Annotated in this window: 28 protein-coding genes; 15 read left to right on the forward strand and 13 right to left on the reverse strand. The window is 44.5% G+C overall.

Annotated features, from left to right (window positions below; translation table 11 throughout):
• Positions 1 to 63 precede the first annotated feature (63 nt).
• Complete coding sequence (gene argF, locus B7L70_RS06345) at positions 64 to 1,005, reverse strand: ornithine carbamoyltransferase (protein WP_081227039.1); 942 nt, start codon at positions 1,003 to 1,005, stop codon at positions 64 to 66.
• 155 nt (positions 1,006 to 1,160) lie between these two features.
• On the opposite strand from argF, the gene B7L70_RS06350 reads away from it, so the two are divergent.
• Positions 1,161 to 2,270: a DNA topoisomerase IV subunit A gene (locus B7L70_RS06350; RefSeq protein WP_081227040.1), complete on the forward strand. Its 1,110-nt coding sequence runs from the start codon at positions 1,161 to 1,163 to the stop codon at positions 2,268 to 2,270.
• Between the two features lie 124 nt (positions 2,271 to 2,394).
• Positions 2,395 to 3,366, forward strand: coding sequence for a GTP 3',8-cyclase MoaA (moaA, locus tag B7L70_RS06355; RefSeq protein WP_081227041.1), 972 nt, complete (start codon positions 2,395 to 2,397; stop codon positions 3,364 to 3,366).
• Here moaA and B7L70_RS06360 read toward each other — a convergent pair.
• Genes B7L70_RS06360 through B7L70_RS06370 form a run of 3 tightly spaced genes read right to left on the reverse strand, consistent with a single transcriptional unit; the run spans position 3,347 to position 5,106 of the window.
• Entirely contained in the window at positions 3,347 to 3,688 is a 342-nt protein-coding gene (locus B7L70_RS06360; protein WP_081227042.1) for a hypothetical protein, read from the reverse strand. The two genes, moaA and B7L70_RS06360, sit on opposite strands and share 20 nt — an antisense overlap.
• Entirely contained in the window at positions 3,688 to 4,203 is a 516-nt protein-coding gene (locus B7L70_RS06365; RefSeq protein WP_081227043.1) for a hypothetical protein, read from the reverse strand. The genes B7L70_RS06360 and B7L70_RS06365 overlap by 1 nt, the downstream gene beginning before the upstream one ends.
• A gap of 33 nt (positions 4,204 to 4,236) precedes the next feature.
• Entirely contained in the window at positions 4,237 to 5,106 is an 870-nt protein-coding gene (locus tag B7L70_RS06370) for an NAD+ synthase (protein ID WP_081227044.1), read from the reverse strand.
• Between the two features lie 86 nt (positions 5,107 to 5,192).
• Here B7L70_RS06370 and B7L70_RS06375 point away from each other — a divergent pair, with 86 nt between their 5' ends.
• A complete protein-coding gene (locus B7L70_RS06375) occupies positions 5,193 to 6,089 on the forward strand; it encodes a carbon-nitrogen hydrolase family protein (RefSeq protein ID WP_081227045.1) in 897 nt (298 codons plus the stop codon).
• A gap of 37 nt (positions 6,090 to 6,126) precedes the next feature.
• On the opposite strand, the gene B7L70_RS06380 is transcribed toward B7L70_RS06375, so the two are convergent.
• Positions 6,127 to 7,374, reverse strand: a complete 1,248-nt coding sequence (locus B7L70_RS06380; protein WP_081227046.1) for an NADP-dependent isocitrate dehydrogenase — start codon at positions 7,372 to 7,374, stop codon at positions 6,127 to 6,129.
• A gap of 54 nt (positions 7,375 to 7,428) precedes the next feature.
• Here B7L70_RS06380 and dph5 point away from each other — a divergent pair, with 54 nt between their 5' ends.
• On the forward strand, positions 7,429 to 8,271 hold the full coding sequence (dph5, locus tag B7L70_RS06385; RefSeq protein WP_081227047.1) for a diphthine synthase: 843 nt from the start codon (positions 7,429 to 7,431) through the stop codon (positions 8,269 to 8,271).
• Positions 8,272 to 8,547: 276 nt separating this feature from the next.
• Here dph5 and B7L70_RS06390 read toward each other — a convergent pair whose 3' ends face one another.
• On the reverse strand, positions 8,548 to 8,802 hold the full coding sequence (locus tag B7L70_RS06390) for a DUF504 domain-containing protein (protein WP_081227048.1): 255 nt from the start codon (positions 8,800 to 8,802) through the stop codon (positions 8,548 to 8,550).
• Positions 8,803 to 8,944: 142 nt separating this feature from the next.
• On the opposite strand from B7L70_RS06390, the gene B7L70_RS06395 reads away from it, so the two are divergent.
• Complete coding sequence (locus B7L70_RS06395) at positions 8,945 to 9,970, forward strand: D-glycerate dehydrogenase (RefSeq protein ID WP_081227049.1); 1,026 nt, start codon at positions 8,945 to 8,947, stop codon at positions 9,968 to 9,970.
• 46 nt (positions 9,971 to 10,016) lie between these two features.
• Positions 10,017 to 10,610 (forward strand): CoA pyrophosphatase, encoded by a 594-nt coding sequence (locus B7L70_RS06400; RefSeq protein ID WP_081227050.1) that lies wholly within the window; start codon positions 10,017 to 10,019, stop codon positions 10,608 to 10,610.
• Position 10,611: 1 nt separating this feature from the next.
• Here B7L70_RS06400 and B7L70_RS06405 read toward each other — a convergent pair whose 3' ends face one another.
• Positions 10,612 to 11,361: a cyclase family protein gene (locus tag B7L70_RS06405; protein WP_081227051.1), complete on the reverse strand. Its 750-nt coding sequence runs from the start codon at positions 11,359 to 11,361 to the stop codon at positions 10,612 to 10,614.
• 169 nt (positions 11,362 to 11,530) lie between these two features.
• On the opposite strand from B7L70_RS06405, the gene B7L70_RS06410 reads away from it, so the two are divergent.
• Positions 11,531 to 12,586 (forward strand): glucose 1-dehydrogenase, encoded by a 1,056-nt coding sequence (locus tag B7L70_RS06410; protein ID WP_081227052.1) that lies wholly within the window; start codon positions 11,531 to 11,533, stop codon positions 12,584 to 12,586.
• A 12-nt stretch (positions 12,587 to 12,598) separates the two neighbouring features.
• On the opposite strand, the gene B7L70_RS06415 is transcribed toward B7L70_RS06410, so the two are convergent.
• Positions 12,599 to 13,153 carry a nucleoside-diphosphate kinase gene (locus B7L70_RS06415; RefSeq protein ID WP_081227053.1) on the reverse strand — a complete coding sequence of 185 codons (555 nt, stop codon included), beginning with the start codon at positions 13,151 to 13,153 and terminating at the stop codon, positions 12,599 to 12,601.
• A gap of 90 nt (positions 13,154 to 13,243) precedes the next feature.
• Here B7L70_RS06415 and hemL point away from each other — a divergent pair, with 90 nt between their 5' ends.
• Positions 13,244 to 14,533, forward strand: coding sequence for a glutamate-1-semialdehyde 2,1-aminomutase (gene hemL / locus B7L70_RS06420; protein ID WP_081227054.1), 1,290 nt, complete (start codon positions 13,244 to 13,246; stop codon positions 14,531 to 14,533).
• Positions 14,534 to 14,570: 37 nt separating this feature from the next.
• On the opposite strand, the gene B7L70_RS06425 is transcribed toward hemL, so the two are convergent.
• Entirely contained in the window at positions 14,571 to 15,740 is a 1,170-nt protein-coding gene (locus tag B7L70_RS06425) for an NAD(P)-binding domain-containing protein (RefSeq protein ID WP_081227055.1), read from the reverse strand.
• Positions 15,741 to 15,916: 176 nt separating this feature from the next.
• Here B7L70_RS06425 and B7L70_RS06430 point away from each other — a divergent pair, with 176 nt between their 5' ends.
• The 7 genes from B7L70_RS06430 to B7L70_RS06460 all read left to right on the forward strand — a co-directional run bounded on the left by B7L70_RS06430 (position 15,917) and on the right by B7L70_RS06460 (position 20,921).
• On the forward strand, positions 15,917 to 16,879 hold the full coding sequence (locus B7L70_RS06430) for a THUMP domain-containing protein (protein ID WP_081227056.1): 963 nt from the start codon (positions 15,917 to 15,919) through the stop codon (positions 16,877 to 16,879).
• Positions 16,860 to 17,393 carry a hypothetical protein gene (locus B7L70_RS06435; RefSeq protein ID WP_081227057.1) on the forward strand — a complete coding sequence of 178 codons (534 nt, stop codon included), beginning with the start codon at positions 16,860 to 16,862 and terminating at the stop codon, positions 17,391 to 17,393. The genes B7L70_RS06430 and B7L70_RS06435 overlap by 20 nt, the downstream gene beginning before the upstream one ends.
• A gap of 97 nt (positions 17,394 to 17,490) precedes the next feature.
• Positions 17,491 to 18,063, forward strand: a complete 573-nt coding sequence (locus B7L70_RS06440; protein ID WP_081227058.1) for a 50S ribosomal protein L15e — start codon at positions 17,491 to 17,493, stop codon at positions 18,061 to 18,063.
• A 15-nt stretch (positions 18,064 to 18,078) separates the two neighbouring features.
• Positions 18,079 to 18,501 (forward strand): RNA-binding domain-containing protein, encoded by a 423-nt coding sequence (locus B7L70_RS06445; protein WP_081227059.1) that lies wholly within the window; start codon positions 18,079 to 18,081, stop codon positions 18,499 to 18,501.
• 23 nt (positions 18,502 to 18,524) lie between these two features.
• Positions 18,525 to 20,006 (forward strand): zinc ribbon domain-containing protein, encoded by a 1,482-nt coding sequence (locus B7L70_RS06450; protein ID WP_081227060.1) that lies wholly within the window; start codon positions 18,525 to 18,527, stop codon positions 20,004 to 20,006.
• A gap of 7 nt (positions 20,007 to 20,013) precedes the next feature.
• Positions 20,014 to 20,607, forward strand: a complete 594-nt coding sequence (locus tag B7L70_RS06455; protein ID WP_081227061.1) for an RNase P subunit p30 family protein — start codon at positions 20,014 to 20,016, stop codon at positions 20,605 to 20,607.
• Positions 20,604 to 20,921 carry a hypothetical protein gene (locus B7L70_RS06460; RefSeq protein WP_081227062.1) on the forward strand — a complete coding sequence of 106 codons (318 nt, stop codon included), beginning with the start codon at positions 20,604 to 20,606 and terminating at the stop codon, positions 20,919 to 20,921. The genes B7L70_RS06455 and B7L70_RS06460 overlap by 4 nt, the downstream gene beginning before the upstream one ends.
• Positions 20,922 to 21,022: 101 nt before the next feature.
• Here the strand turns inward: B7L70_RS06460 and B7L70_RS06465 are convergent, their stop codons facing one another.
• The 4 genes from B7L70_RS06465 to B7L70_RS06480 form a co-directional block, all read right to left on the reverse strand.
• Positions 21,023 to 21,514 carry a flavin reductase family protein gene (locus tag B7L70_RS06465; protein WP_081227063.1) on the reverse strand — a complete coding sequence of 164 codons (492 nt, stop codon included), beginning with the start codon at positions 21,512 to 21,514 and terminating at the stop codon, positions 21,023 to 21,025.
• Positions 21,515 to 21,709: 195 nt separating this feature from the next.
• The gene (locus B7L70_RS06470; RefSeq protein WP_143701563.1) at positions 21,710 to 22,165 is read right to left on the reverse strand and encodes a hypothetical protein; all 456 of its coding nucleotides are present in this window, start codon (positions 22,163 to 22,165) and stop codon (positions 21,710 to 21,712) included.
• Positions 22,166 to 22,242: 77 nt separating this feature from the next.
• Positions 22,243 to 22,404, reverse strand: a complete 162-nt coding sequence (locus B7L70_RS13365) for a hypothetical protein (protein ID WP_162009118.1) — start codon at positions 22,402 to 22,404, stop codon at positions 22,243 to 22,245.
• Between the two features lie 122 nt (positions 22,405 to 22,526).
• On the reverse strand, positions 22,527 to 23,213 hold a 687-nt coding region (locus tag B7L70_RS06480), incomplete at its 5' end, for an ABC transporter ATP-binding protein (RefSeq protein WP_081227066.1).

Below are 23,213 nucleotides of genomic sequence, written 5' to 3' on the forward strand. Positions count from 1 at the left end.
TATTAATAAAGCTTACACACTTCCTTAGCGTATTTAATTCCGTGGCTTTAGTGATTTTTGAGTTCATGTAAGTAGGGATATCAATACCGCCTTTGATGTATGAAGCCTATTCTCCGCCTGATCCCACACAACGCTCTGGGGTCCGTCAATTACGTCATCCGTAACCTCCTCACCCCTATGGGCAGGTAGGCAATGCATGAAGATGGCTTGTGGACCTGCAACCCTCATGAGCTCCGAATTAACCTGGTATGGTCTGAATATCTTCCTCCTCTCCTCAGCCTCGGCCTCCATGCCCATGCTAACCCAGACATCGGTGTATACCGCATCAACTCCTCTAGCATCCTCCGTATTATCGCTGATGATAATATTGGCACCCGTCCTTCTTAAATCCTCAGTTAGGGATTCCATGAACTTCGTCGGCCAGTACTTCCTTGGTGATATTATCCTAACCTCCCAGCCGAGTTTGGCGCCTATTACCATGAGGGAGTGGGCGATGTTGTTGTCACCATCGCCAACAAAGGCCACCCTTAAACCATCAAGCCTACCCTTAACCTCCCACAAAGTTAGTGCATCAGCAAGGGCTTGAAGTGGGTGCTCTTGGTCACTCAGGGCATTAATCACAGGCGCTACAGCATACCTAGCCATCTCGACCAATGACTCATGCTTATAGACCCTAGCTGCTATGGCGTCTACGAACCTATCAACAACCCTAGCCGTATCTGCTATGGTCTCTCCACGACCAAGCTGAAGCTCTTGTGGGTTCGAATATATGACATGCATACCCAATTGTGTCGCGGCTACATCGAGGCTAACCCTCGTCCTAGTACTCGGTTTTTCAAAGATCATGAGTAACGTCCTACCCCTTAAGGCGTCACTATACCTATCTCCCTGGTAATACCGCGATTTAAAATCCCTGGATAACCCAAGGAGGTACTTAACCTCCTCGGTTGTGTAGTCCATGAGGGTTATGAAATCACGACCCCTGAGTGCCTTAACGTTTGTCATACACATTACGCATAATGCTGTGCTATTAAAGCATGACCTTACGTTATACACAGGTTATCTGTGCAGGCTGTTTCTGTGGTTTGCTCTCCTTAGTTTAGGGTTATCGTAAGTCTTGAAACCAAAAGCCTTATTTTGCCTAATAAGCATCCATCGCCGTGGTTAAGAGCAGGGATGAGGTGCTGAAGGTACTTGAGGATTGGGGTAATTCTGTGGCTAATGCGGTGCTAAATAATGAGGAACCGATACTGGAGATACCAGCTAGGACCCTAAGCAACACAATTTGGGACCCAAAGAAGAAGATGCTGGTGCTAGGTCCTGAGAAGGTTAGGAGAAGGTTTCTGGATCTGAAGGAGTCGAAGAGGTTCATGCAGACAATGTTGATGTTCAAGTTGATAGTTCAAGCCATTAGGGAGGGTGTATACCCAACAATAAGGGATCTGTACTACAACGGTAAGCACACAATGGAGTTTAAGATTGATGTAATAAATAAGGTGATTAGGGAGAATACCTGGGATGAGCAATCCGAGTCCAACGCCGTTATTGAGGATATCGAGGTAGCCACGGGAATACTTAGGGAGGAGATGGGACTATCAGCCGATGTTAAGGGAAAGGTTGTTGGACCCATAATAGTTAGGTCCAAGGGCTTCGAGATAGATGCAACAAAACTTGGCGACACCGCGCTAAGCCTTCCGCCAAATCCCGATGACCTGGACATAGTCAAGGTCGAGGCAAACTATGTGCTGGTTATAGAGAAGGACGCAATATTCCAGAGACTCAATAGGGAGGGTTTTTGGAATAAGGAGAGTTGTTTGTTAATAACAGCGAAGGGAATGCCTGATAGGGCAACGAGGAGGTTCGTGAGGAGGTTAAATGAGGAGTACAACCTCCCTATCTACGTATTGACTGATGGGGATCCATATGGTTGGTACATATACAGCGTGTACAAGAGTGGTTCGATAAAGCTGAGTTATGAGAGCGATAGATTAGCAACGCCAGAGGCTAAGTTCGTGGGTGTTACGGCAACGGATATACGTGGTTATAAGATTAGTGATGAGTACGTTATAAAGGCCACGGATAGGGACTTAAAGAGGGCGCAGGAACTCCTTAGGTACCCGTGGTTCCAGAGCGATCATTGGAAGAGGGAGATAGAGTTATTCCTGAGGACTAAGAAGAAGGTCGAGATTGAGGCTCTCTCGACACACGGGCTTAAGTTCCTTCACGATTACCTACTTGATAAAATACACAACGCGAAGTTTATCGATTAAAAACAATCGTATTAAATTGATAGGATCCTAAACTTACATAGTATATAACGTGAACCTAATCAGTGAAACTAGATTACCCACACCACTTATAAAGGCGTAAGGATTTGCGAGTTAATGAGTAAAGATGTTAGTTGATAATTACGGTAGGCCCTGGCTAAAGCTTAGAATCGTTGTAAATAGCGTATGTAATTACAAATGCTTATTCTGCCACTTCGAGGGGCAAAGCAAGTTCTTAGGTAGGGAATTGAGTGCTGAGGATATTGGTTTCACGGCATCAGTCGCTAAGGAACTTGGTGTTGATGATTTCAAGATAACGGGTGGTGAGCCACTACTGCGCAGGGATATTGTTAAGGTCGTTGATGAGATAAACAAGGTCAATCCCAAGGACCTGTCTATGACCACAAACGGCTATCTCCTTGATGTTTACGCGAAGGATTTACTTGAACATGGACTTAATAGGTTGAACATATCCCTCCACTCACTCGATAGGGGTAAGTACAGGTTTATAACGGGCGTTGACGCATTGGATAAGGTCTTGGACAACATTGACTATGTGAGCAATCTAGGCTTTAAGCAGATAAAACTTAACATGGTTGTTCTCAGGGGCTTAAATACAGACGAGATACCAATGATGATTAGGTTCGCCGCTAAGTACGGTTTCGTACTTCAGCTAATAGAGTTAATGCCAATGGGTGATGGTTTCCCAATCTTCGCCAGGTACTATGATGATCTAAGCGACATCATTAGTTGGTTAAATAAACACGGTAAGCTAATAGGTACAAGGAAGGACCTACACAATAGGCCGTTGTACGAGGTTGATGGCGTGAGGGTTGAGATTGTGAAGAATTACAACAACCCAACATTCTGTGCTGGATGCACGACAATGAGGTTAACGAGCGATGGTAAACTAAAGACCTGCCTATACAAGGAACCCGCAGTTGACCTATGGCCGTACATAAAGAATAGAGATAGGGAGGGCCTTAAGAAGGCTATGATATATGCGAATTCCCTGAGAAGACCAAACTTCATTGAGGGGGCCTCAGGTAGCCTTGAGAGGATTAGGGTTAAGATTCGTGTTAGTAATCTGGCATATTGAGTTTACGTTCAATGACGTACTTTATGCCTTTATATTCGCTTATTAGTATTATTGTAAGTTCTGACGGATTTGCCGCCTCTATTATTTCGTTCATTATTTCGTTTAGTACGTCTTCATGATATACGGCTTTGTTTCTGAAGCTATCGAGAAATTCCCTGAGGCTAGACAGCTCAACATAGGTGCACTCATCACTACTGCACCGAGGTCTGTACATTATCCTCAGCGAATAATTATCTACGCTCCCATCGATAGGGCATATTGCGGTAAACCCTGTCTCTAACTCGACTCTGTCAACGGGTTTTGCCACTATGGACTTTATCATTAGCTTAACAGGGCATTTTCAATATTTATGCATAACAGTCTCTCCCTACATATCTTATTAATAACTGACCTTAACCTATCTAGTTCGTTCTCATTTATCCAGACCTTAACTAACTCCTCATTCCCGGACATGAAGGTGACAGACCACGTACTTAGCCTCGGTACGTTGAACGTAGGTATAAACCTAACCCCCCTTATCCTAACGGTGTTTATAACGGGCCTTACTCTAACCCTGGTTATTGCATATATTGGCAGCTCTCTCTTCTCGTTACCCCTAATTATCACTATCTTATCAGGGTATAGGGCGACCTCATTCCTCTTTATCGCCATTTTGGCTGCAACCATTATTAATGCTATAAATATTGGTGGTAATGATGCCAACGCTGAATCGAATATGGACTGCGTTATTACGTATATGGCTATCGCACCAATAAGCATCATGATGATCACGATGCCTGCATACACGGTGATTATGAAGGCTGGATCCTCGATAACATGCCAAAGAGGCTTGCTCATTTAATTTGATTTACGTTGAGAAATTAATTAAGCTTATTCCATGAACTCGCTCAACCCCGTTTTATTAACCGGCATGCGCCAATCTATGCCGAGGGTTCTCATGGACACCCTAGGAACTATGGGTGGCTTCCTCTTATGCTCCGTATTCAACACCCTACGCCAAACTGCCTGTACTAAATCGAGCGGTTTGCCTGTCGCTTCCGCAGCCTGCTCGGGGGTCATTCTATAATCAACGAGTGCATGCAGTATTACATCAACATCCTCATACTTAACACCAAGCTCACCCTCCGCGGTTTGTCCCTCCCAAAGCCTTGGACTTGATGGTTTGAAGGCAATCCTATCGGGCAAGCCTAGGTATTTACCCAGGTACCTAACCTGTGTTTTGTATAAGTCGCCGATGGGTAGTATATCCACACCACCATCTCCATACTTCGTGTAGTAGCCAATCAATAGCTCACTCTTATCACCAGTTCCAGCCACAATTCTGTTAAGTCTATTGGCGAAGTAGTACAGCAGCGTCATCCTAATTCTAGGCAATAGATTGCCTGCGGATACCTTATCACCCTCATCGAATATGGGTATTGACTTAACAAAGGAGTCCCTAATACTGCCAATATCTATGTAGTAATACCTTATACCCAGGCTTTCTGCGATGAATTTCGCATCCTCAATATCCTCAGGCGGTGTTGTCCTGTAGGGTAGTATTAACCCAACAACATTGTCACTGCCCAAGGCTTTAACAAGCAGATAGGCGGTGACGCTGGAGTCAACACCACCGCTGAGACCAATCACAGCACCTGCAGCGCCCGAGTCCCTAACGTATGCCCTTATGAAATCAATTATTCTACGTGCCACATAGTCATAGTCAATACGTACTATGTTTTCAAGAGTTATCTTGGGCACGTTAATTACTAGCGTGCTAGGTTTTTAATACTAACCGATTTAACTAGGGAGTTTGTATTTTTAATAACCCCAGATACTGTGTGTTGATGCTCAGGGTACACCTGCTTCAATACGGTAGTAAACTGGGTGATGTGGAGTTCAACCTGGATAGATTAATCAAGGCGATGAATAAATTGTGTGTTGGCGATGGTGCTGACGTCATAGTAACACCCGAGCTTTACCTACCTGGCTACATGTCCAGGGATATGTTCTTCCAAATAGCTGAGCCTATAAGTGGTAGGACAATATCGAGGTTAGTCCTCGAGGCAAGGAGAAGGAATTGTCACGTGATTACAGGGTTTGCGGAGAGGAACAATGAAACACACGTTTTATATAACACGGCGGTTGCCGTAGGACCTGATGGTGTACTTGCGGTTTATAGGAAGAGACATTTACCCTCATACGGTGTTTTTGATGAGTATAGGTACTTTGGTATTGGTAAGGGTGATATACCGGTCATAAACATTAATGGGCATAGGGTAGGTATTGCGATATGCTACGATGCGTTTTACCCAGAGGTTTCAAGGGTAATGATGCTTAAGGGAGCTGAGGTTCACGTATATATAAGCGCCGCACCCGATATGTCAAGGCTGCACTTTGAGACGTTCATGGTTGCCAGGGCATTGGAGAATGTGGCATACACTGTTTACGTGAATACGGTGGGGCAGTACGACGGTTTGGGATTCTTCGGTGGTAGTCATGTCGTTAATCCACTGGGTAATGTATTGGTCAAAGCTAAGTATTATGAGGAGGATGTGAAGTCCGTGGAGATAGAGCCGAGTGATGTGGTTAATTATAGGAGCCATAGACCCATACTCAAGGACCTGGATCCCTCGGATATGGAGCTTGTGGTTAAGGCACTCAATGATTATGTGAACCCGAGACTACCTCTGATTAGGGCGGAGGGTAAGCAGGTAATTACGGAGGAGGTTAAGGAACAATGAATAGAATTTGTTTTAATCAGTGTTAATTTTTCATTTTTCACTTAAACTGATCGATTATCTCAATCAAGGCATCGCCAAACTCCTTAGTACCTAGTGGTTGGACGCCCATGAACCTGGCAAGGTCTTGGGTAACCTTCTTCTGATTTATGGCTTCGGTAATCGCCCTATCAATTAAATCAGCAGCCTCTCTCCAACCCATGAACCTAAGCATCAACTCACCACCCCTAATTATGCCCGTAGGATTCGCCACGTTCTTACCCGCATACTTGGGTGCTGTACCGTGAACAGCCTCGAACATACCACCAGAGTCACCGACGTTGGCACCGCCAAGTACACCAATATCGCCTATCAATGCGCCTGCAGCATCACTTATGTAGTCACCATTCAAATTTGGTGCCAGTATCACGTCATAGTTCTCGGGTCTCGTTATTATCTGCTGGAACATGTTGTCCGCTATCCTATCATTAACCAAGATCTTCCCTGGCGGCACCTTACCTCCATAGACCTTGTTAACCTCCTCTTCCGTCACAACATAGTCCCTGAACTCCTTAAGGGCGACCTCATAGGCCCACTCCCTAAACGCACCCTCTGTGTACTTCATTATGTTACCCTTATGCATTATTGTGACAGACCTCCTCTTGTTATCAATAGCGAACTTGAAGGCAAACCTAGCCACCCTCTGTGTCTTGTACTTGCTCATTGGCTTTATGCCTATGCCAGTGTCGTCCTCAAGCTCTATGTTGAGCTCCTCCTTCAGGAACTTCCTGAGCCTAGCCGCCTCAGAGCTATCCCAACTCCACTCAATACCCCTGTAGAGATCGTCGGTGTTCTCCCTAATTATCACCATATCAACCCTCTCAGGGTGCTTAAGTGGTGATTCAAGCCCCGGCATGTACTTCACAGGCCTAACATTGGCGTAGGCGTCCAGGAGCATCCTAATGGCAACATTAATCGACCTCCAACCACCACCGATCGGCGTCTCCAGCGGGCCTTTCAGGACAACCCTGTATTTGGTAATGAGGTTTATTGTCTCCTCAGGGAACCTATTACCATAAACCCTCTCAGCTTCCTCACCAGCATAAACCTTCACCCACTTAATCTCCCTCGAGCTCCCATAGGCCTTTTCCACGGCTTTATTTATCACCTTAATCGCGACGTTCGTAATCTCTGGTCCTATACCATCACCCTCGATATAGAGTATTATTGGTTTATTCGGAACTTTCCAGACACCACCCTGTGCTGTTATTGGTTCACCATCCTCAGGTATCTTCACTCGAGAAGACATCCATGCATTTACATGCTTGTCGCGTTTTTAAATCTTTCAATAATCGAGAAAGACGTGGGTAAGAAAAACCCAACATTATACCTAGTTGGACTTGGTCTAAGCCCTGGTAATTTAACGATAGATGCACTAAATGTTATAAGAAGTGTTGATAAGGTATTCATGGAAACCTATACGTCAAAGGCACCAGGCGAATTAATTAAACAGATAATGGGTATTAGACACGACATAGTATTCCTCTCAAGGGAGGATCTTGAGGATAGAAGTGGTAATGCAATAATGAGCGAGCTAAGCAAGGGAAGAGATGCTGCTCTACTGGTCATAGGAGATCCCATGATGGCAACGGCGCATGCGGCAATATTGGTGATCGTCAAGAGACTGGGCTTTGAGGTGAGGATCATAAACTCCGTCAGTATAGTATGCGCAATACTCAGCCAACTCGGTTTATCGCCGTACAAGCTTGGACCCATAGCTACAATAACTTACCCAAGGATGGGCATACTAAGTATGAGAGCCTATGAGATATTAAATGACAACCTAAGGCGTGGGTTACACACAATATTATTACTTGACATCAAGGATGGTAATGAGTTCATGAGTGCCAGCGAAGCCATTGACTTACTGAGGAAAATGGAAGAAAATGGTAAGTTGGGAATCATTAATAATGGCTTATTGGTAATATATGCTGCCAGGATAGGTTGGGAGAATCAAAGTATTGTTGTATCCACAATAAACAACGTACCAAGTTTAGGTGAAACACCGCACACAATCATTATACCAGGCCTATTAAATCCCGTTGAGATAGATTACTTAACGTATGTCTTGTACGCGGATAAGGACCTAGTGCTCAAACATCAGAGGTGGGTTAATAAATTAATGAATGGTAATTGGCAAAAATAATCTATTAATAACGTGGTACCTTCGGAACAAGTTTTATAAAGAACTGAAAATTCTATTCTAAATGAGACTACACATGCATGGAAATCTCAAGCAATACTTATAGGCAAACAATCGGTTATTTAATAATATTGCTTCTAAGCATTTACGCAGTAATCCTTACAGGGAAAACCTACGTGAAGTTATTAAATGATATAACGAATAACGAACTTATTACTATCGAGATATATAGACGATTTCTTCGATGATCCACAAAAGCCTTAGAAAGATTTACAAGCATTAGTGTGGGACATTTCTATGAAAAATTACCGTGCCATCCTTATTCCTTATCTCCACAACCCTATGGTAGGGTATATAGGTCTCCCTCCCATCATTATTTATGAATGTGAAGCCATCCCTACCTATGGTGATTATCCTTGATAGATCAATAGTCTCCTCATTATTTGGTGAGCCTCTCGATACATACACCAGCACATGATTGCTTAATTGATCGGTCCACTTTAACTTATTTAATACGTCCCTAATTGTTACCATCCAAATATTTCTACGAGGTCTATTTATAAATCTTCATGAATGCAAAAATAGGCCATACCTTTCTCATTAAACTGCTATGTTGAGATTTTGATAATCCAATATCACTGAAATATTAATTAAGTAGTTTTCCATTGAGTCGTTGATGGTTGGACCGTGCATCTTCATAAGTAGGAGCAACCTGCCCTCAGTGATATACACCCAATTGAATAAGTTACCCGTGGAAATTAGGATGTGGAAGGAAACTGGACCAATGTGGAGTAGGCAAGCGTCACCACCTCGGGAGGTTTGGGTTGAGATGTTTAAGGAATGCACTGGCGTCGTTGTTACACTTGGTGACGTCATTGATAGGTCATTAATCAATGAATCTGATAAACTCATTGTGATCAGTACATACAGTGTTGGTGTTGATCACATAGATGTCAAGGCAGCCACGGAGAGGGGTATCTACGTAACCCATACGCCGGAGGTTTTGGTTGAAGCTGTGGCTGACCTTGCCATGGGACTCTTAATAGCGCTTGCTAGGAAGATCGTGCAAGGAGACAAACTTGTCAGGGCAGGTGCAATATTTGATAAGTGGGGCTGGCTTTTGGGCTCCGAGGTTCATGGAGCAACACTTGGGATAATCGGTCTCGGCAACATTGGTACTGCGGTCGCCAGAAGAGCGAGGGCATTCAACATGAAGGTTATCTATTGGTCAAGGACAAGGAAGCCACAAATAGAGTTCGCACTGGGCATTGAATACAGACCCCTTGAGGCATTGTTAAGCGAGTCCGACTATGTGGTAATAACAGTAGCGGCAACACCGGAGACCAGGCACTTAATTAATGAGGAGAGGCTTAAGCTCATGAAGAGGGGTGCATATTTGATAAATGTTGCCAGGGGTGATATTGTTGACACAAACGCCTTAGTCAAGGCGTTAAAGGAGGGTTGGATAGCAGGTGCCGCATTAGATGTTTTTGAGGAGGAACCATTACCCAGTACCCACGAATTAGCGAAGTTTGATAACGTGGTGCTGACCCCGCACATAGGCTCTGCCACGAGCGAAACCAGGGAGAGGATGGCCGAGGTTGCCGTTCAGAATTTGATAAATGTACTAATGGGGAAGAGACCACTTTATCTAGCAAATCCTGAGGTTCTCTCAATAAGGCCCCTACAACCATTAATTTAGAACGGCTAATAGCTTTTATTAATTTGGTAAGTTACTAAATTAAGTCATGGCAAGTACAGACATAGTATCGAGATTGAGAAGTATCGTGAGGATGGAAAAGCCGAAATCAGACGCAGCGCATTCGTGGGCTGCGGTTGCGGTGATAATCAACACGTGCCTTAACGCTATCTTAATCGGTAAAAGGACAATAAACCCAGAGGATCCCTGGAGTGGTGATGCAGCATTTCCAGGCGGGAGGTTTAAGCAAGGTGTAGATAACGACTTGGTTGAGACGGCAATTAGGGAGACGAGGGAGGAGGTTGGACTTGACTTAAATAGTGATGCTGAATTACTTGGAGTTCTTGAGCCTCTCTCCCCGAGCAATGCGCCGAGCATAAGCGTTGTGCCTGCAATATTTGCATTGAGGAATTGCAACCCTGCGTTATCTATAAATAAGGTGGAATTATCGAAGGTGCTTTGGTTAAATATAAATGATATTCCTAAGTATGTTAAGGTAGATGTTGATATAAAAGGTATGAAGAGGCCGGCGATAGTTATAGAGGACATGGTGATTTGGGGTCTTACATATAGGATCTTGAGAAGAATATTGAAGGAAACAATTGGGATGGTTTTGCCCAGAGATCCTAGAGATATTGACTAGGTTATTTTGTCTCGCACATCATCAATAACCTGACCGGTGATCCCTCGGCACCCCTAATCTTAAGTGGCGTGAATATGAATAATCCCTCACCATCCTTGCATTTACTCAATGCTATATCGAGGTTTGTGGCCCCCTCTATTATGTAGATTCCATTGGACAATAGTTTGTAATGCACGTATGCCACATCATCTCTAGCAACCCTGGGTGGGTATGGGTAACCCTCCTTACCAGGCCAACCGGCTATGCTAAGGGCTTCTATACCGACAGCTCTAATTTTTCTTTCGATTAAGTAATCAGCACCTGATCTATCCAGGTACGGCCAGTTATATAGGAACTCCTCTGTGCCCCACGCCCTGGAAAATCCCGTGTAGAGCATTACCACGTAGCCCTGCCGTATTTTATTGCCAAACTTCTCCAGGTCTTCCCTGGTGATTGGTTCACCAAACCTCTTATAGCTAAGGTCCAATACTACACCGTAGGCTATAAAGTCACTGGGACTTATTGTCTCTGCCGTGGCTCCGTTAGGTACGAAATGTCTCGGAAGGTCTACATGAGTACCGCTGTGCAGCCCAGCCGATATTTTTGAGAGGGTTGACTCACCGTAATTCCTGCCCACCTTAACGTACTCATGAGTAAAGGGTGGATCCCCAGGGTATGTCGGCATACCCGTGTAGAGTTCATGCGTGAGATCTATGACCAACAATTGCCCATTAACTATTCTATCCAACATGTCCCTGAGTAAATGGGACATACACCACAATATTAAGTGGTGGCTTAATACGCGTTTTCTCCGTAATAGTATATAGGTTATGTAGTGGTTAAAATCTGTTTAAGCATTAGGTTCAGTTCTAGGGGCAATTATTGAATTAAATTTCTACACAGCACCTATTTATTAAGGGGATAAAATCCGTTATAGATCGATGAAGGCAGTCACAGTAGTACCATTAATGAAGGATTCATTAGCCCTAAGGGAGATGCCTAAACCATCCCTTGGTAAAGGCCAGGTATTACTTGAACCAATTGAGGTTGGCGTTTGTGGCACTGATAAGGATATCATTGAGGGCAAGTATGGGGCGGCACCACCTGGTGAGGAGTACCTGATTCTTGGTCATGAGGCTGTGGCGTCGGTGGCTGAGCTCGGGGATGGTGTCGACAATGTATCGGTGGGCGACATCGTAGTACCCACAGTGAGGAGGCCGACAACGTGTACGTTACCGATTACAGAGCTTGACTACTGTCCAAGAGGTACCTACGCGGAGCACGGTATTTGGTACCTACATGGCTTCGCCGCAGAGTATGCGGTGAGTGATGCAAGGTTTTTAGTCAAGGTGCCTAAGGAGATTGTAGACGTCGCAGTTCTCACAGAGCCCCTATCTATCGTGGAGAAGGGCATCAAGTTGGCGCTGGAGCTTGGTAAGGCTAGGTTCAGTTCTTGGAGCCCAAGAAAGGTGCTTATAATGGGCGCTGGACCAATAGGAATGCTCGCACTTATGGTTATGAGACTTAGGGGCTTTACGGACGTAACAATAACAGCAACAAGGCCGTACGACAGCCCCAAGGCTAAGCTGACTAAGGAGATCGGTGCTAAGTACGTTAACGTAAATGTTGATCAGCTAAGTGATGAGTTTGACATAGTCATTGAGGCAACGGGATCCTCATCCGCGGCATATGAAGCCTTGAGGCATCTTAGTGCTGACGGTGTTGCCGTACTCCTTGGTATTTACCTGGACAGCAAGGTTGTTAATATGGTACCATTATTAGACGATTGGAGGAGGAATAAGCTGATAATCGGAGCCACAAACGCCAGCATAGGGTCATTCCAGGACGGCGTTGCCGACCTGGTTAAGGCTAAGTTTGAGTTTGGCGGTTGGGTTAGGAAGTTGATAACGAAGGAGGTCCCACTTGATGAGTATGAGTACGCCTACTACTGGGGTCATGATGATATAAAATCTGTAATACAGATAAGGAGTTTATAGATAATTTGATCGTCACGTGTAGTCAACGAACTCATTCTCACGGAAGAAGAACCTAATCTCCCTTTCAGCCTCCTTGGGGCTATCACTAGCGTGCACCAGGTTGAATAGAGCCCTCTTCTCAAGGTTTGCCAGGTCTGGGCTATCCACTGAGAAGTCGCCTCTAATGGTGCCTGGTGGTGATGAGTATGGTGTTGTTGAACCAACAATCTTCCTAACAACCTCAACAGCCCTATTACCTTCAATAACCATGGCAACTATTGGGCCCATTGATAGGTAATCCGCAAGCCAACCCCTAATTATCTTGCCAATCTCGACAGGGTCGTCCGTACCCAAATCCTCCCTTGGATCCTTGCCGATCTCTGAGTATGACTTTAACGATTTACTACCAACGGACCTTAACCAACCCTCATCACTCGGATAGAACTTGGCAGCCTCCTCCTTAGTTAGTCTCAACATTTTCATCGCCACAATCCTAAGCCCAGCCCTCTCAAACCTACTTATTATCTCCCCAATCAATCCCTTTTTAACTGCATCGGGTTTTATTATAACGAGTGTTCTCTCAATCATCACGTTGCATGTATAGCTAGGTTTAAATGCATGACCCACTGTGAAGCATGGTTGGGTAAAATTTAATGGGCGTGACTGGTTATTCCCATAATGAGTGAGTCGAAGAGATTATTCGAGGAAGCACAGAGGGTGCTTGTTGGTGGTGTTAATAGCCCGGTCAGGGCTGCAATTAGGCCATACCCATTCTTTGTGAGGGAGGGTAAGGGTCCATACTTAATAACGGTTGATGGTAATAGATTGATAGATTATGTGCTTGGTTACGGACCGCTAATACTAGGCCACGCACCGGAGGCTGTCACTAGGAGGATTGTTGAGTACGTGAGTAAGGGCTGGCTCTATGGAGCACCTACGGAGCTTGAGATCACGCTTGCTAAGAAGATCGTAAATCACTTCCCAAGTATTGAGATGGTGAGGTTCGTGAATAGTGGTGGTGAGGCTGTGGCCACAGCCATAAGGCTTGCCCGTGGATACACAGGGCGTAGGAAGATACTGAAGTTCGAGGGTTGCTATCACGGTGCCGTTGACTCAGTCCTCGTGAAAGCAGGAAGTGCTGCTGCACATTTTGGTTCACCATCATCAGCTGGTGTTCCTGAGGATGTGGCTAAGTTAACACTCGTTGCCAGATACAATGATCTCGATAGTGTAGAGAAAATAATGAGGGAGGAGGGAAACGATGTCGCGGCTATAATAGTCGAACCTATTATGGCTAATTACGGAGTAATACCACCCAGAAACGATTTTTTGAAGGGTCTTAGGGAGGTTGCTGATAGGTTCGGTTCATTGCTAATATTTGATGAGGTAGTTACCGGCTATAGGCTTGGGCTCGGTGGTGCGCAAAGGTATTATGGGGTTAAGGCGGACATAACCACGCTGGGTAAGATAATCGGGGGTGGTTTTCCGGTGGGTGCTGTTGGTGCGCGTGAGGAGATTATGAGTAAATTATCGCCTAAGGGACCAGTATTTAACGCAGGCACCTTTAATGGGCACCCAATATCAATGATTGCCGGATTAGCCACCATAGAGGTTCTCGAAACCACGAATGCGTATGAAATAGCCATAAACGCCTCACGTAAATTGGCTGAAGGGCTTGATGACGTGTTAGGTAGGTATGGTATAGACCACACCATTAATTGGGTGCCAACAATGCTTCAGGTATTCTTCACGAAGGGTGAGGTTATTGATCACGAAACAGCGAGCAGATCAAATGCGAAGATATACCTAAACCTACATGAGGAATTGCTTAAACGTGGGGTTTTCATAGCCCCAAGCCAGTTCGAAGCTATATTTACGAGCGCTGCCCATGAGGATTCTATAATAAACGAAACCCTTAGGCAAATAGAGGATTCCATGAAAGCCATGGTTTTAAATAAAGTTAATTAAGACGTTACGGTTTAGCATTTAAAATAAAGGATTAATATCATGAATTATCGTGTGCCATTATGAATAGGTCCCTTAACCTCCTTATCTCGTCTAAGTCCCCTTTCTCAGTTAATGCACGAATGTTCTCAAGGTAATTATGCATGATCTTCTTAACCAAGGACCTACTCATAGCCTCCACAACTACCTTGGGATCGGCACCATTATTAAGCGCATTGATTGCCTCCCTAACCTCCTCCTCTCTTATGTTTTCAGTGAACCTCGTGATATCCCTAATTACATCATCGGCGTCCCTACGTATTATCAACCTCATTATTCTCTCAGCTTCCTTATCAACCTCGCCGAATTCCTTGAGGATACTACTTTTACCGTTAACATACTTGAGATAGGGCTCCCTCAAGTCCTCAAGCCTTATGATTCTCACAGGGGTTCCATCAACATCCACAGCACTTGGCGTTGAAACATCGATTATTAAGTCAGGGATCTCCCTGGAATCTTTGACGCTAATGATTGGTTGCTTCGCTGATATTGCGGCTAACCAAACATCGTACTTATTGGTGGCTACTTCGTTTTTCAATGATTCAAGGTTTACCACCTTCACGGAATTTCCAAATTCATACTTTAACCTATCCAATGTTCTATTAGCCACCACTATGTTAGAGTATCCATTTCTTAATAATTCTCTAACCACGCCCCTGGCAACTTCACCACCACCAATGACCAACAGCTTATCTTCGGAATCTACGTTATTCATTATAAAATTCGACAGGAATTTTATAAATGATATCTCCGATAAGTTATACTTACGTCTAAAGTTCTCACCAAACCTAATCGCTGATTCGAATAGTATCCTCAATCTCTCTGATCGCTTACCCGTAGCGTAGGCTTTCTTGACTTGAGATAGTATTTCTCTTTCGCCAAAGAACATGGAGTCTAAACCAGTTGTCACAAGTAATAAGTGCTTGACTGCGTCTAAGTCGAATAAAACCCTCGGTTCCACACCAGCCCTATTCTTGAGCATACTGATTAAATGATCCTCATTTTCACCTCCATCGAGGTAGAACTCGATTCTGTTGCATGTCTGTAATGCGATTAATGAGTCATAGTGTCCGTATAGGTCTTTCAACTCATTATCTAATAAATATGCTTTAGCCAATGTATCGAGATCGTAATCCCTATACGTCAATACTAATGCCTTAATTCTAACCATTCATGCGATCAAGACCTCAAATTAATAAGGTGATTTTAAGCGTTGTTTCAGGTAATGACGTAAAATAACACATAAACTCAATAATGATGTGCCTTAACACTCCTAAGCATGGTTATGGTTCCGTATTCTTATGTTGGGTAAAAGTATTTTGGCTCGCCCACTTGGGCTTATTGCAGATGAAGGTTTTGGTGACGTTTGAGCCTTACGCCAGGAGCATTAATCCATACGACCTACTTGCCAGGTTGAATTGCGGATTGGTTGAGAAGTGGGGTCGTAATAAGGCCATAATAGACATTTCCAACTGCCCTGAGGATACTTTAGTTAGGCTCAGGGAGATCGGGTATATCGCGCATATATCAATAATAGATCATGTGATTGAGAGAGACCTTGATAAGTTAATGGAGGTTGCTAAGGGAATCCTCACAGGTCTTATGCATGGTGGCACCTTTAAGGTGGTTGTGAGGAGGATGGACAAGAGCTACCCAATGACGAGCGTTGAACTAGCTAAGGTGCTGGGTAAGTACTTGGCACAGTTTGCGACCGCTGATTTAGAGGATCCCGATTACTACATATACGTTGAGGTTAGGGATGACTCATTCATAGTTGCGCATTCAATGAGGGAATTATTCAGCAAGAGGAGGGAATCAATACCCACCGATTGGGTTAGGCAGATTATTGGTATTGTTGAAGGTCCCAAGACCGTTTACGAGACAATGGACCTGTTACAATTAAGCCACGCCCTTGGTGTGGAATTAAGACTAATAACCGATCAACGCCTAATTGATAGAGCATATAGGGCATTACGACTGGGTTCGCTGCCTAACGTGAAGGTTGTAAAGCCTGAGGACGCGTTAGTTGGGATTGATGTACCCGTAGTCTTATCAATGCATGCTAAGGATAATGAGAGAAGGCTCATTGAGGTGAGTAGGGATGCGTTCAGGAGGAATTTAAGGATTGGGTTAATACTCGGCAATGAGTATGATGACGTGAGCCTTAACCTCCGAAAGGAGGCTAAGTACGAGATAAGGCTTGGGCCATCCACGGGCCATCCCATGAGGACTACCGTGGCCTTAACCTACGCCTTAAGTTTAATATTCACAACCTGGTTCCTAATGGGTGATGAGGCTACCCGAGGTTGAGATTGGACGTAAGAGGTTTATGGTGTTTCCAAATAAATACGCGATACTATTCATTGTTTGGCACTCGAGAAATTCCACGCTTCAATTATACCGCTTAAGCTTGATTACGTACCTATCCTCCCACATAATTAGGTACACATATGAGATACCACCTATAATTAGCCAGGCATTGATTAATGACGTGAGCTCGCTAATTAATGAGGGTCTCCTCGAACTGGCGACATTGAATGGTAGGTTGGTTTTGAGGGTAACGGAGGTAGGTAGGCGAATGATTGGGAATTTTTATGGGTATAGGAATGAGCTTGTAGTGGTTGGGGACTACCTACTCGTAAAGCTTAGCAATTTACTCAATGAGTTATCCCGAATAGTCAATACGTACCAGGATATGGACTCAAGGACCTTATTATCAATAGCCCTCAGAGAGGAGTCGCTTAGGGAGAAGGGACTAATGAGCTCCATACTCAGGGACCTAGCCTTTGACTTAAGGAATACCTGTGAGAATGCGCTAGGTTGATTAATGCGATGAACTCGAGAGCTCGGGCCTATTTAATAGGGTGGGGAGTATATCAGGGGTTCGTTATCCTTAAAAACCCTAAGCGGATTGGGTCCTGATGGCAAAAGGACTTTATCACTACCTGGCTGAGGTGTGGAGTGGAGCTAGGAATGGTTGGATTTGGGATGTTGTGATGAAGCAGCGGTTGATTAGGTGGCGTAGAGAGCCGTCAATAGTTAGGGTTGAGAAGCCCACTAGAATAAATAAGGCTAGGCAGTATGGCTATAAGGCCAAGCAGGGAATAATTGTTGTTAGGGTTAGGCTAAGGAGGGGTCCCTTCAATAGAAGGAGACCGAGAAGTGGCAGGAGACCAAAGAGGATGGGTGTTTATGGCATAACCACGAGCAAGAGCCTACAATTGATTGCGGAGGAGAGGGCGGCTAGGAAGTACCCAAACATGGAGGTTTTAGGCTCTTACTGGGTTGGTGAGGATGGCACGTACGTCTGGTACGAAGTAATACTCGTTGATCCAAATCATCCAGCAATAAGGAGTGACCCTGAATTCTCATGGCTCGTTGGTAAGGAGGATAGGGAGGATCGTAGGAGGAGAAGGTTGAGGGAGAGGCAGAGGAAATTGATTGAGAGATTGAGGAAGACTACTCAATCAACTCAATCTCAACAATCTTCGTAAAATCATGATTAATGTATGGGATCAATACCAACGCAATTAGAGGTTGAGGTTTACATCCATGCAACAGAGAGTGTGGATAAGGTGATTAACTCATTAATTGATTTACTAACCACCAACGCACCAATAATAATTGAGGTACTCTATGGACACTACGGTAACCCAATATACAAAGTATCGTCTGTGATTAAGGATGAAGAATTGGCCATGAAGATAATAACCAGGTTATGCTCATCAATGACCAATAGAAATCAATTAATGGAGACGATAAGTGCCAGGGTAGATTCTGGAGGTAACATATTCATAAGGCTCGATAAGCAGGAATTCGCCCAAGGACACGTAGTATTGAGCGATGGTGATGATGTGGTTAGAATTAAGGTTAAGGTCGGCGGTGACAATAATGGTCAAGTCTCGCCCCTTCTGGGCGGGTCAGGTTTTTAAAGTAGGTGTTTTCCTTGCCTTTGTTGTTGCGTAGGGCTGTGGCTGTTGAGCTTGAGGCCACTAGGGAACTCAACAAGCTGCTCCACTCCGTTGAGACCGCATACCTCAACATCGTTCGCGAGGTCGTCGAGTACGCCGTTAAGAACAATGTTACGAGTGCGAATCAACTCTATGAGCTGTTCTATAGCAAGTATAGGCTGGAGCACCAAGACTTGAACTCTCAACTAATCATCCAAGCCATTAGGCAGGCATCTGAAATCGCCAAGTCATTCATGGAGAGGAGGAGGAAGGGCTTGGTGAGCAAGCCCTATCCTGAGGTTAGGAGAGTCTCGATTAGGTTTACAGAGGATGCATGGAGTTATGATCAATTCGTTAAATCAGTAGCCCCGGTTAGGGTTGAGCTATCCCTACTTGGTGGGAGGAGGGAGGTTTGGTTGAGGTTGCACAAGCGCTTCTGGCAATACTGGTGGAGGGTATTGAGTGGTGAAGCAAGGCTAGCCAGTACGCTAGTTGTTAAGCGTAGGTTGAACAAGTGGTATGCAATTTTTGCCTTTGAGCTGAAGCCCAGGGAGGAGGAACCAAGATCAATTGTTGCCTTCGACATAAACGAGAACACGGTAGCAGTGGGCAGGATTGATATCGAAACCACCGTGAGCAAGGTGGCTGATTGGAACAAGCAATACTTAACGCCACAGCTCTATACAATCAAGACTGATTTTGGTAGACTAGCCAGGAGGTATGAAAGGGTTAGGAACGCGATTATCGAGAGGTTGAAGCCTGGATTCACATTACCAAGCGGTAAGTACGCGAACATAACAAACACAAGGGAGTTCAGGAAGCGCGTGAAGAGGTTGAGGGAGAGGGTTAGGAAGGTTGGTCGTGTTAGGCACGTGGCGAATGAATTGACAAAGACGCCGGCAATTATCGTAACTGAAGAGTTAGGGAACAACCCACAGGAGGAGATGATTGATGGAATTGGGAAGGACGAGTTGAGGCATAGGATTAAACAAACACCGTTCAAGGCTTTAGAGAAGGCTGTGGAAGAAAAGGCTTTGGAGAGGGGTTCGAAGATATTCCACGTATCATCCTATAGGAACAGCAGGGTATGCCCAATCCATTTTACGAAGCTTGAGAGAACAGATGATTGGCACACCCTAAAATGCCCACTCGGACACTATGTAGATAGGGACTATGCATCGGTCATGAACATGGCTTGGAAAATAACACCAGAGTCCTGGACAAAGGGAGTATGGTGGAACATGAAGAACCTAAACAAGAACATGAACTGGAGAGAGTACGAAGGCGAATCAAACCCAATGATACCACACCCCATCGTGCACCATCTACACGCTACACTCAGGGAATTCATGGCCAGCTTAGAGCAAAGCCCCGCGGTGCTGGCCCGGGGCAAACCCATGAACCCAGCCAGAGGAGCCAATGAAGGCTGGGCGAGGAAACCACCCCGCCCTTTAGGACGGGGAGGAGGCCAGGAGGTCTGTAAATAGGCGCTGAATGTTTGTGGAATTACATCTTGGCACCACGGACAGACCAGTTATCAATCTACTCAAAAGGCTTGGTTATGGGTTGGCGGCATTGACTGTGGGAAACAACGATATTGAAGAAATACCGACCTTCAGGAAGTTGGTCATCACGCAGAACAGCACCTGGAAGTTGAGGATGGTTAAAAACTTCGATATAGTTTCGGTGATACCCTGGAGTAGGTTCGTCCTTAATAAGTTCATAAGTGATGAGAGGATCGACCTAATAACAATAAATGATATAAATAAGAATACCTTACCAACAAAACCCCAAGTCCGTGCAATGGCCAGGGAAGGTAAAGCCCTAGAGATAGTGATAAATCCCATAATTAACCATGGCGAACAAGGCCTTGCATTCCTAAGGGACCTCATCAACGAGTACACGACGGTTGATGAACTTATGATTGTTATTTCACAGGGAATAAATAACGTGACCGACATTAGGAATCCCAGGGATATCATTGAGTTAATACATGTGCTATCCAGCATTAATGCAGCTCCTCTGATTAGTGATAATCCGTATGAGTTAATAGTGAACGCCATGTATAGGAGGGGTGTTTGCACATGAGGTACGTGATACTCGACGTGTATCCCAGTGATCGTGTTGACTATGTATTGGCGGAGTTGAATAATTGGTTTAGATTGTTGGCGGGTAAGGATGCCATTGGTGTTGAGTTAAGGGTCGTTAAGAAGTACGAGATTGGTCGGGTGATAGTAGGCGTGCCTAACCCCCTGGTTAAGTACTTAAGGTCTGCGATTGTTATTGTTGGTAGGAGTAATGGCACGGCACTCGTTACAGTTAAGGTGAGTGGGACTATGAGGAAGGCATTGGCCATAGCATCATCCGTGCAATACCTATTCCATGAATTCCAAAACATGTAGGTTCAGCTCGTCGTGAGGTCTTCACCAATCCGTTTTGATACCCATCATCACCACAGAATAATCTAGGGCAGTACTTAAATGATTTTAGCCGATCTTTATCATTAGATTGGCGTAATCTGCGACATTGAGTAATAACCCCTGTTATAATACACGAGAGGTGGCTTATTACTTATGACCTGCCCATCAACAACCTCACCAATAAATATCGTGTGATCACCACCTGGGTATTTCGCAACAACCCTACAATCTAGGTAAGCAATCACACCATCAATTATCGGCGAACCTGTCTTTGCCGTCCTAATTTTCAACCCCTTAAACCTCTCCTCCCTGGGCGCTGTGGCGAATTTAACGGCTAAATCCTTCATATCGCTTGGTAATATATTAACAGCATAAACACCCGACCTATCAATGGCTTCGTGACTCGTGAGCCTTTTATCTATTGCAATAAGCACAAGGGGTGGGTCTAGGGATAGTGATGTGAAGGAGTTGACCGTGAGTCCGTAATACTCATTGTTGTAGACCGTGGTAACTATGGTAACACCCGTTGGGTAATTCCTCATTATCACCTTAAGTGCCTCACCCGATACTGACATTACCGCTACTGACCTTACAAACTATTTAACGCTTTTCTATAATTAATTAGTTTTATTATTTATTTACTTATATAACCAACAGATAACTTTTCTCTCATCAATACTCAACACTTCCGGTTACCTCTCCCTACATATGTCCATGACTTATGAGCATCTCGAGTTGAGTCTACAACCTAACGATGAGACAGAGGTTACTTATCCTGTCTCTATTTTTGTTATTGTTAGTTTATTTAGGTTTGTGTTTATTTGGTTCATGAGTCTTATGGCTAGGTCCTTGTTTATTGGTGCGTTTATCCTTATTGTGACTTCGTTGCCGTTTATTAATAATTCATGGGATAGGCGGTAAACCTCGCCTAGTACGTACTCTATGAACACTAGATCCATCAGGAACTCCCTATCACCATAGAGTAAGCGCCAAAGAAGCCAAACCCTGAACCTAAACATTAACTCCCTAATCGCCGAACTAACACCGAACCACTCACCAAGGTACCACCCCAAACCAGCAATGCCGAAGATTAACAGCACGAGGAGAACCAATAACGCAACAAAACCACTACCCACATGCCGCGCCAGGGGATAGAGCAGGAAGAAGATGAGGATGCCTGTAATGAATATTAGAATCCCGAGCAGGAAATCGCGGAGCAACCTCATCATAGAACCTCACAATTAAAAGGATAAGAGATTTTAATTTTAAGTAATTTTAAATTGAATGGCTATTTAACTACTCATCACATTGCCCATATACAGCTTGGGGTGACGGGTACGCAGAAGCTCGGTGTACTGCTGGTCGTTGTGACTACGGAGGCACTGATAGTAGGAAGCATTAACGCTAAACCTATAACTGCTAAGAGAGCCACAAGCCCTATTATCAACATTGTTCTTGCCCTCATCAAAACACTCTATCTTAACTGATATATATATCGTGAGTGTTATTTTAAATTAATCCTGGCCTTAATTGAAAGATAAGCATTTAATTAATTGCATTTGTGGGAATTATTTCGATTTATAATTATTAAAACCCTTTATATAACCAGCACTTGACGTAAACGCCAGGTCTTGCTTCAATAACGGGTGGTTCCTGCCTTTTGCATATGTCCATTGCAAATGGGCACCTTGGGTGGAATCTACAACCTGGTGGTGGATTGACTAGATTTGGCGGTTCACCAGGGGCCACCTTCCTCTCCCTCAATCTATTGCTTGGGTCTGGGTCTGGTATTGCCTCTATTAGTGATTGGGCATATGGATGTAGTGGGTTCTTAACCACGTCTCTAAATGGTCCGTACTCGGCGAACTGCCCTGCATACATTATTAGTATGTAATCGCTGAAGTATTTGGCTGTGGATATGTCGTGTGTTATGTACATAAATGCCATCTTATGCTTTTGTTGTATATCCTTAAGTATTGTCAGTATCTCCACCCTAATCGATGCGTCAAGCATTGAGACAGGCTCATCAGCTACTATGAAATCGGGGTTGGTTATTATGGCCCTAGCAATGGAGACTCTCTGTCTCTGTCCACCGCTCAGCATGTGCGGGTACTTGTTTATGAAATCCTCAGGCGGTGTTAATTTAACCTCCTCAAGAGCCCTGTATACTCTCTCCTCCCTCTCCTCCCTCGGTACACCCTGAACCATGAGAGGCTCCTCAAGTATGAAGTGTATGCTATGGAATGGATTGAGGCTTGAGTATGGGTCCTGAAA

This window comes from Vulcanisaeta sp. EB80, from assembly GCF_002078205.2.

What these genes read in the sequence shown, in the direction of transcription:
- B7L70_RS06380 (WP_081227046.1), bottom strand. Translation starts at nt 7,374, where the DNA reads ATGTCTTCTCGAGTGAAGATACCTGAGGATGGTGAACCAATAACAGCA.
- B7L70_RS06470 (WP_143701563.1), bottom strand. Translation starts at nt 22,165, where the DNA reads ATGAGGTTGCTCCGCGATTTCCTGCTCGGGATTCTAATATTCATTACA.
- B7L70_RS13365 (WP_162009118.1), bottom strand. Translation starts at nt 22,404, where the DNA reads ATGAGGGCAAGAACAATGTTGATAATAGGGCTTGTGGCTCTCTTAGCA.
- B7L70_RS06455 (WP_081227061.1), top strand. Translation starts at nt 20,014, where the DNA reads ATGTTTGTGGAATTACATCTTGGCACCACGGACAGACCAGTTATCAAT.
- B7L70_RS06365 (WP_081227043.1), bottom strand. Translation starts at nt 4,203, where the DNA reads ATGAGCAAGCCTCTTTGGCATGTTATCGAGGATCCAGCCTTCATAATC.
- B7L70_RS06390 (WP_081227048.1), bottom strand. Translation starts at nt 8,802, where the DNA reads ATGGTAACAATTAGGGACGTATTAAATAAGTTAAAGTGGACCGATCAA.
- B7L70_RS06405 (WP_081227051.1), bottom strand. Translation starts at nt 11,361, where the DNA reads ATGTCCCATTTACTCAGGGACATGTTGGATAGAATAGTTAATGGGCAA.
- B7L70_RS06425 (WP_081227055.1), bottom strand. Translation starts at nt 15,740, where the DNA reads ATGGTTAGAATTAAGGCATTAGTATTGACGTATAGGGATTACGATCTC.
- B7L70_RS06400 (WP_081227050.1), top strand. Translation starts at nt 10,017, where the DNA reads ATGGCAAGTACAGACATAGTATCGAGATTGAGAAGTATCGTGAGGATG.
- B7L70_RS06410 (WP_081227052.1), top strand. Translation starts at nt 11,531, where the DNA reads ATGAAGGCAGTCACAGTAGTACCATTAATGAAGGATTCATTAGCCCTA.
- B7L70_RS06440 (WP_081227058.1), top strand. Translation starts at nt 17,491, where the DNA reads ATGGCAAAAGGACTTTATCACTACCTGGCTGAGGTGTGGAGTGGAGCT.
- hemL (WP_081227054.1), top strand. Translation starts at nt 13,244, where the DNA reads ATGAGTGAGTCGAAGAGATTATTCGAGGAAGCACAGAGGGTGCTTGTT.
- B7L70_RS06375 (WP_081227045.1), top strand. Translation starts at nt 5,193, where the DNA reads ATGCTCAGGGTACACCTGCTTCAATACGGTAGTAAACTGGGTGATGTG.
- B7L70_RS06395 (WP_081227049.1), top strand. Translation starts at nt 8,945, where the DNA reads ATGGTTGGACCGTGCATCTTCATAAGTAGGAGCAACCTGCCCTCAGTG.
- B7L70_RS06435 (WP_081227057.1), top strand. Translation starts at nt 16,860, where the DNA reads ATGAGGCTACCCGAGGTTGAGATTGGACGTAAGAGGTTTATGGTGTTT.
- B7L70_RS06465 (WP_081227063.1), bottom strand. Translation starts at nt 21,514, where the DNA reads ATGTCAGTATCGGGTGAGGCACTTAAGGTGATAATGAGGAATTACCCA.
- B7L70_RS06445 (WP_081227059.1), top strand. Translation starts at nt 18,079, where the DNA reads ATGGGATCAATACCAACGCAATTAGAGGTTGAGGTTTACATCCATGCA.
- B7L70_RS06460 (WP_081227062.1), top strand. Translation starts at nt 20,604, where the DNA reads ATGAGGTACGTGATACTCGACGTGTATCCCAGTGATCGTGTTGACTAT.
- argF (WP_081227039.1), bottom strand. Translation starts at nt 1,005, where the DNA reads ATGACAAACGTTAAGGCACTCAGGGGTCGTGATTTCATAACCCTCATG.
- B7L70_RS06360 (WP_081227042.1), bottom strand. Translation starts at nt 3,688, where the DNA reads ATGATAAAGTCCATAGTGGCAAAACCCGTTGACAGAGTCGAGTTAGAG.
- B7L70_RS06430 (WP_081227056.1), top strand. Translation starts at nt 15,917, where the DNA reads ATGAAGGTTTTGGTGACGTTTGAGCCTTACGCCAGGAGCATTAATCCA.
- B7L70_RS06415 (WP_081227053.1), bottom strand. Translation starts at nt 13,153, where the DNA reads ATGATTGAGAGAACACTCGTTATAATAAAACCCGATGCAGTTAAAAAG.
- moaA (WP_081227041.1), top strand. Translation starts at nt 2,395, where the DNA reads ATGTTAGTTGATAATTACGGTAGGCCCTGGCTAAAGCTTAGAATCGTT.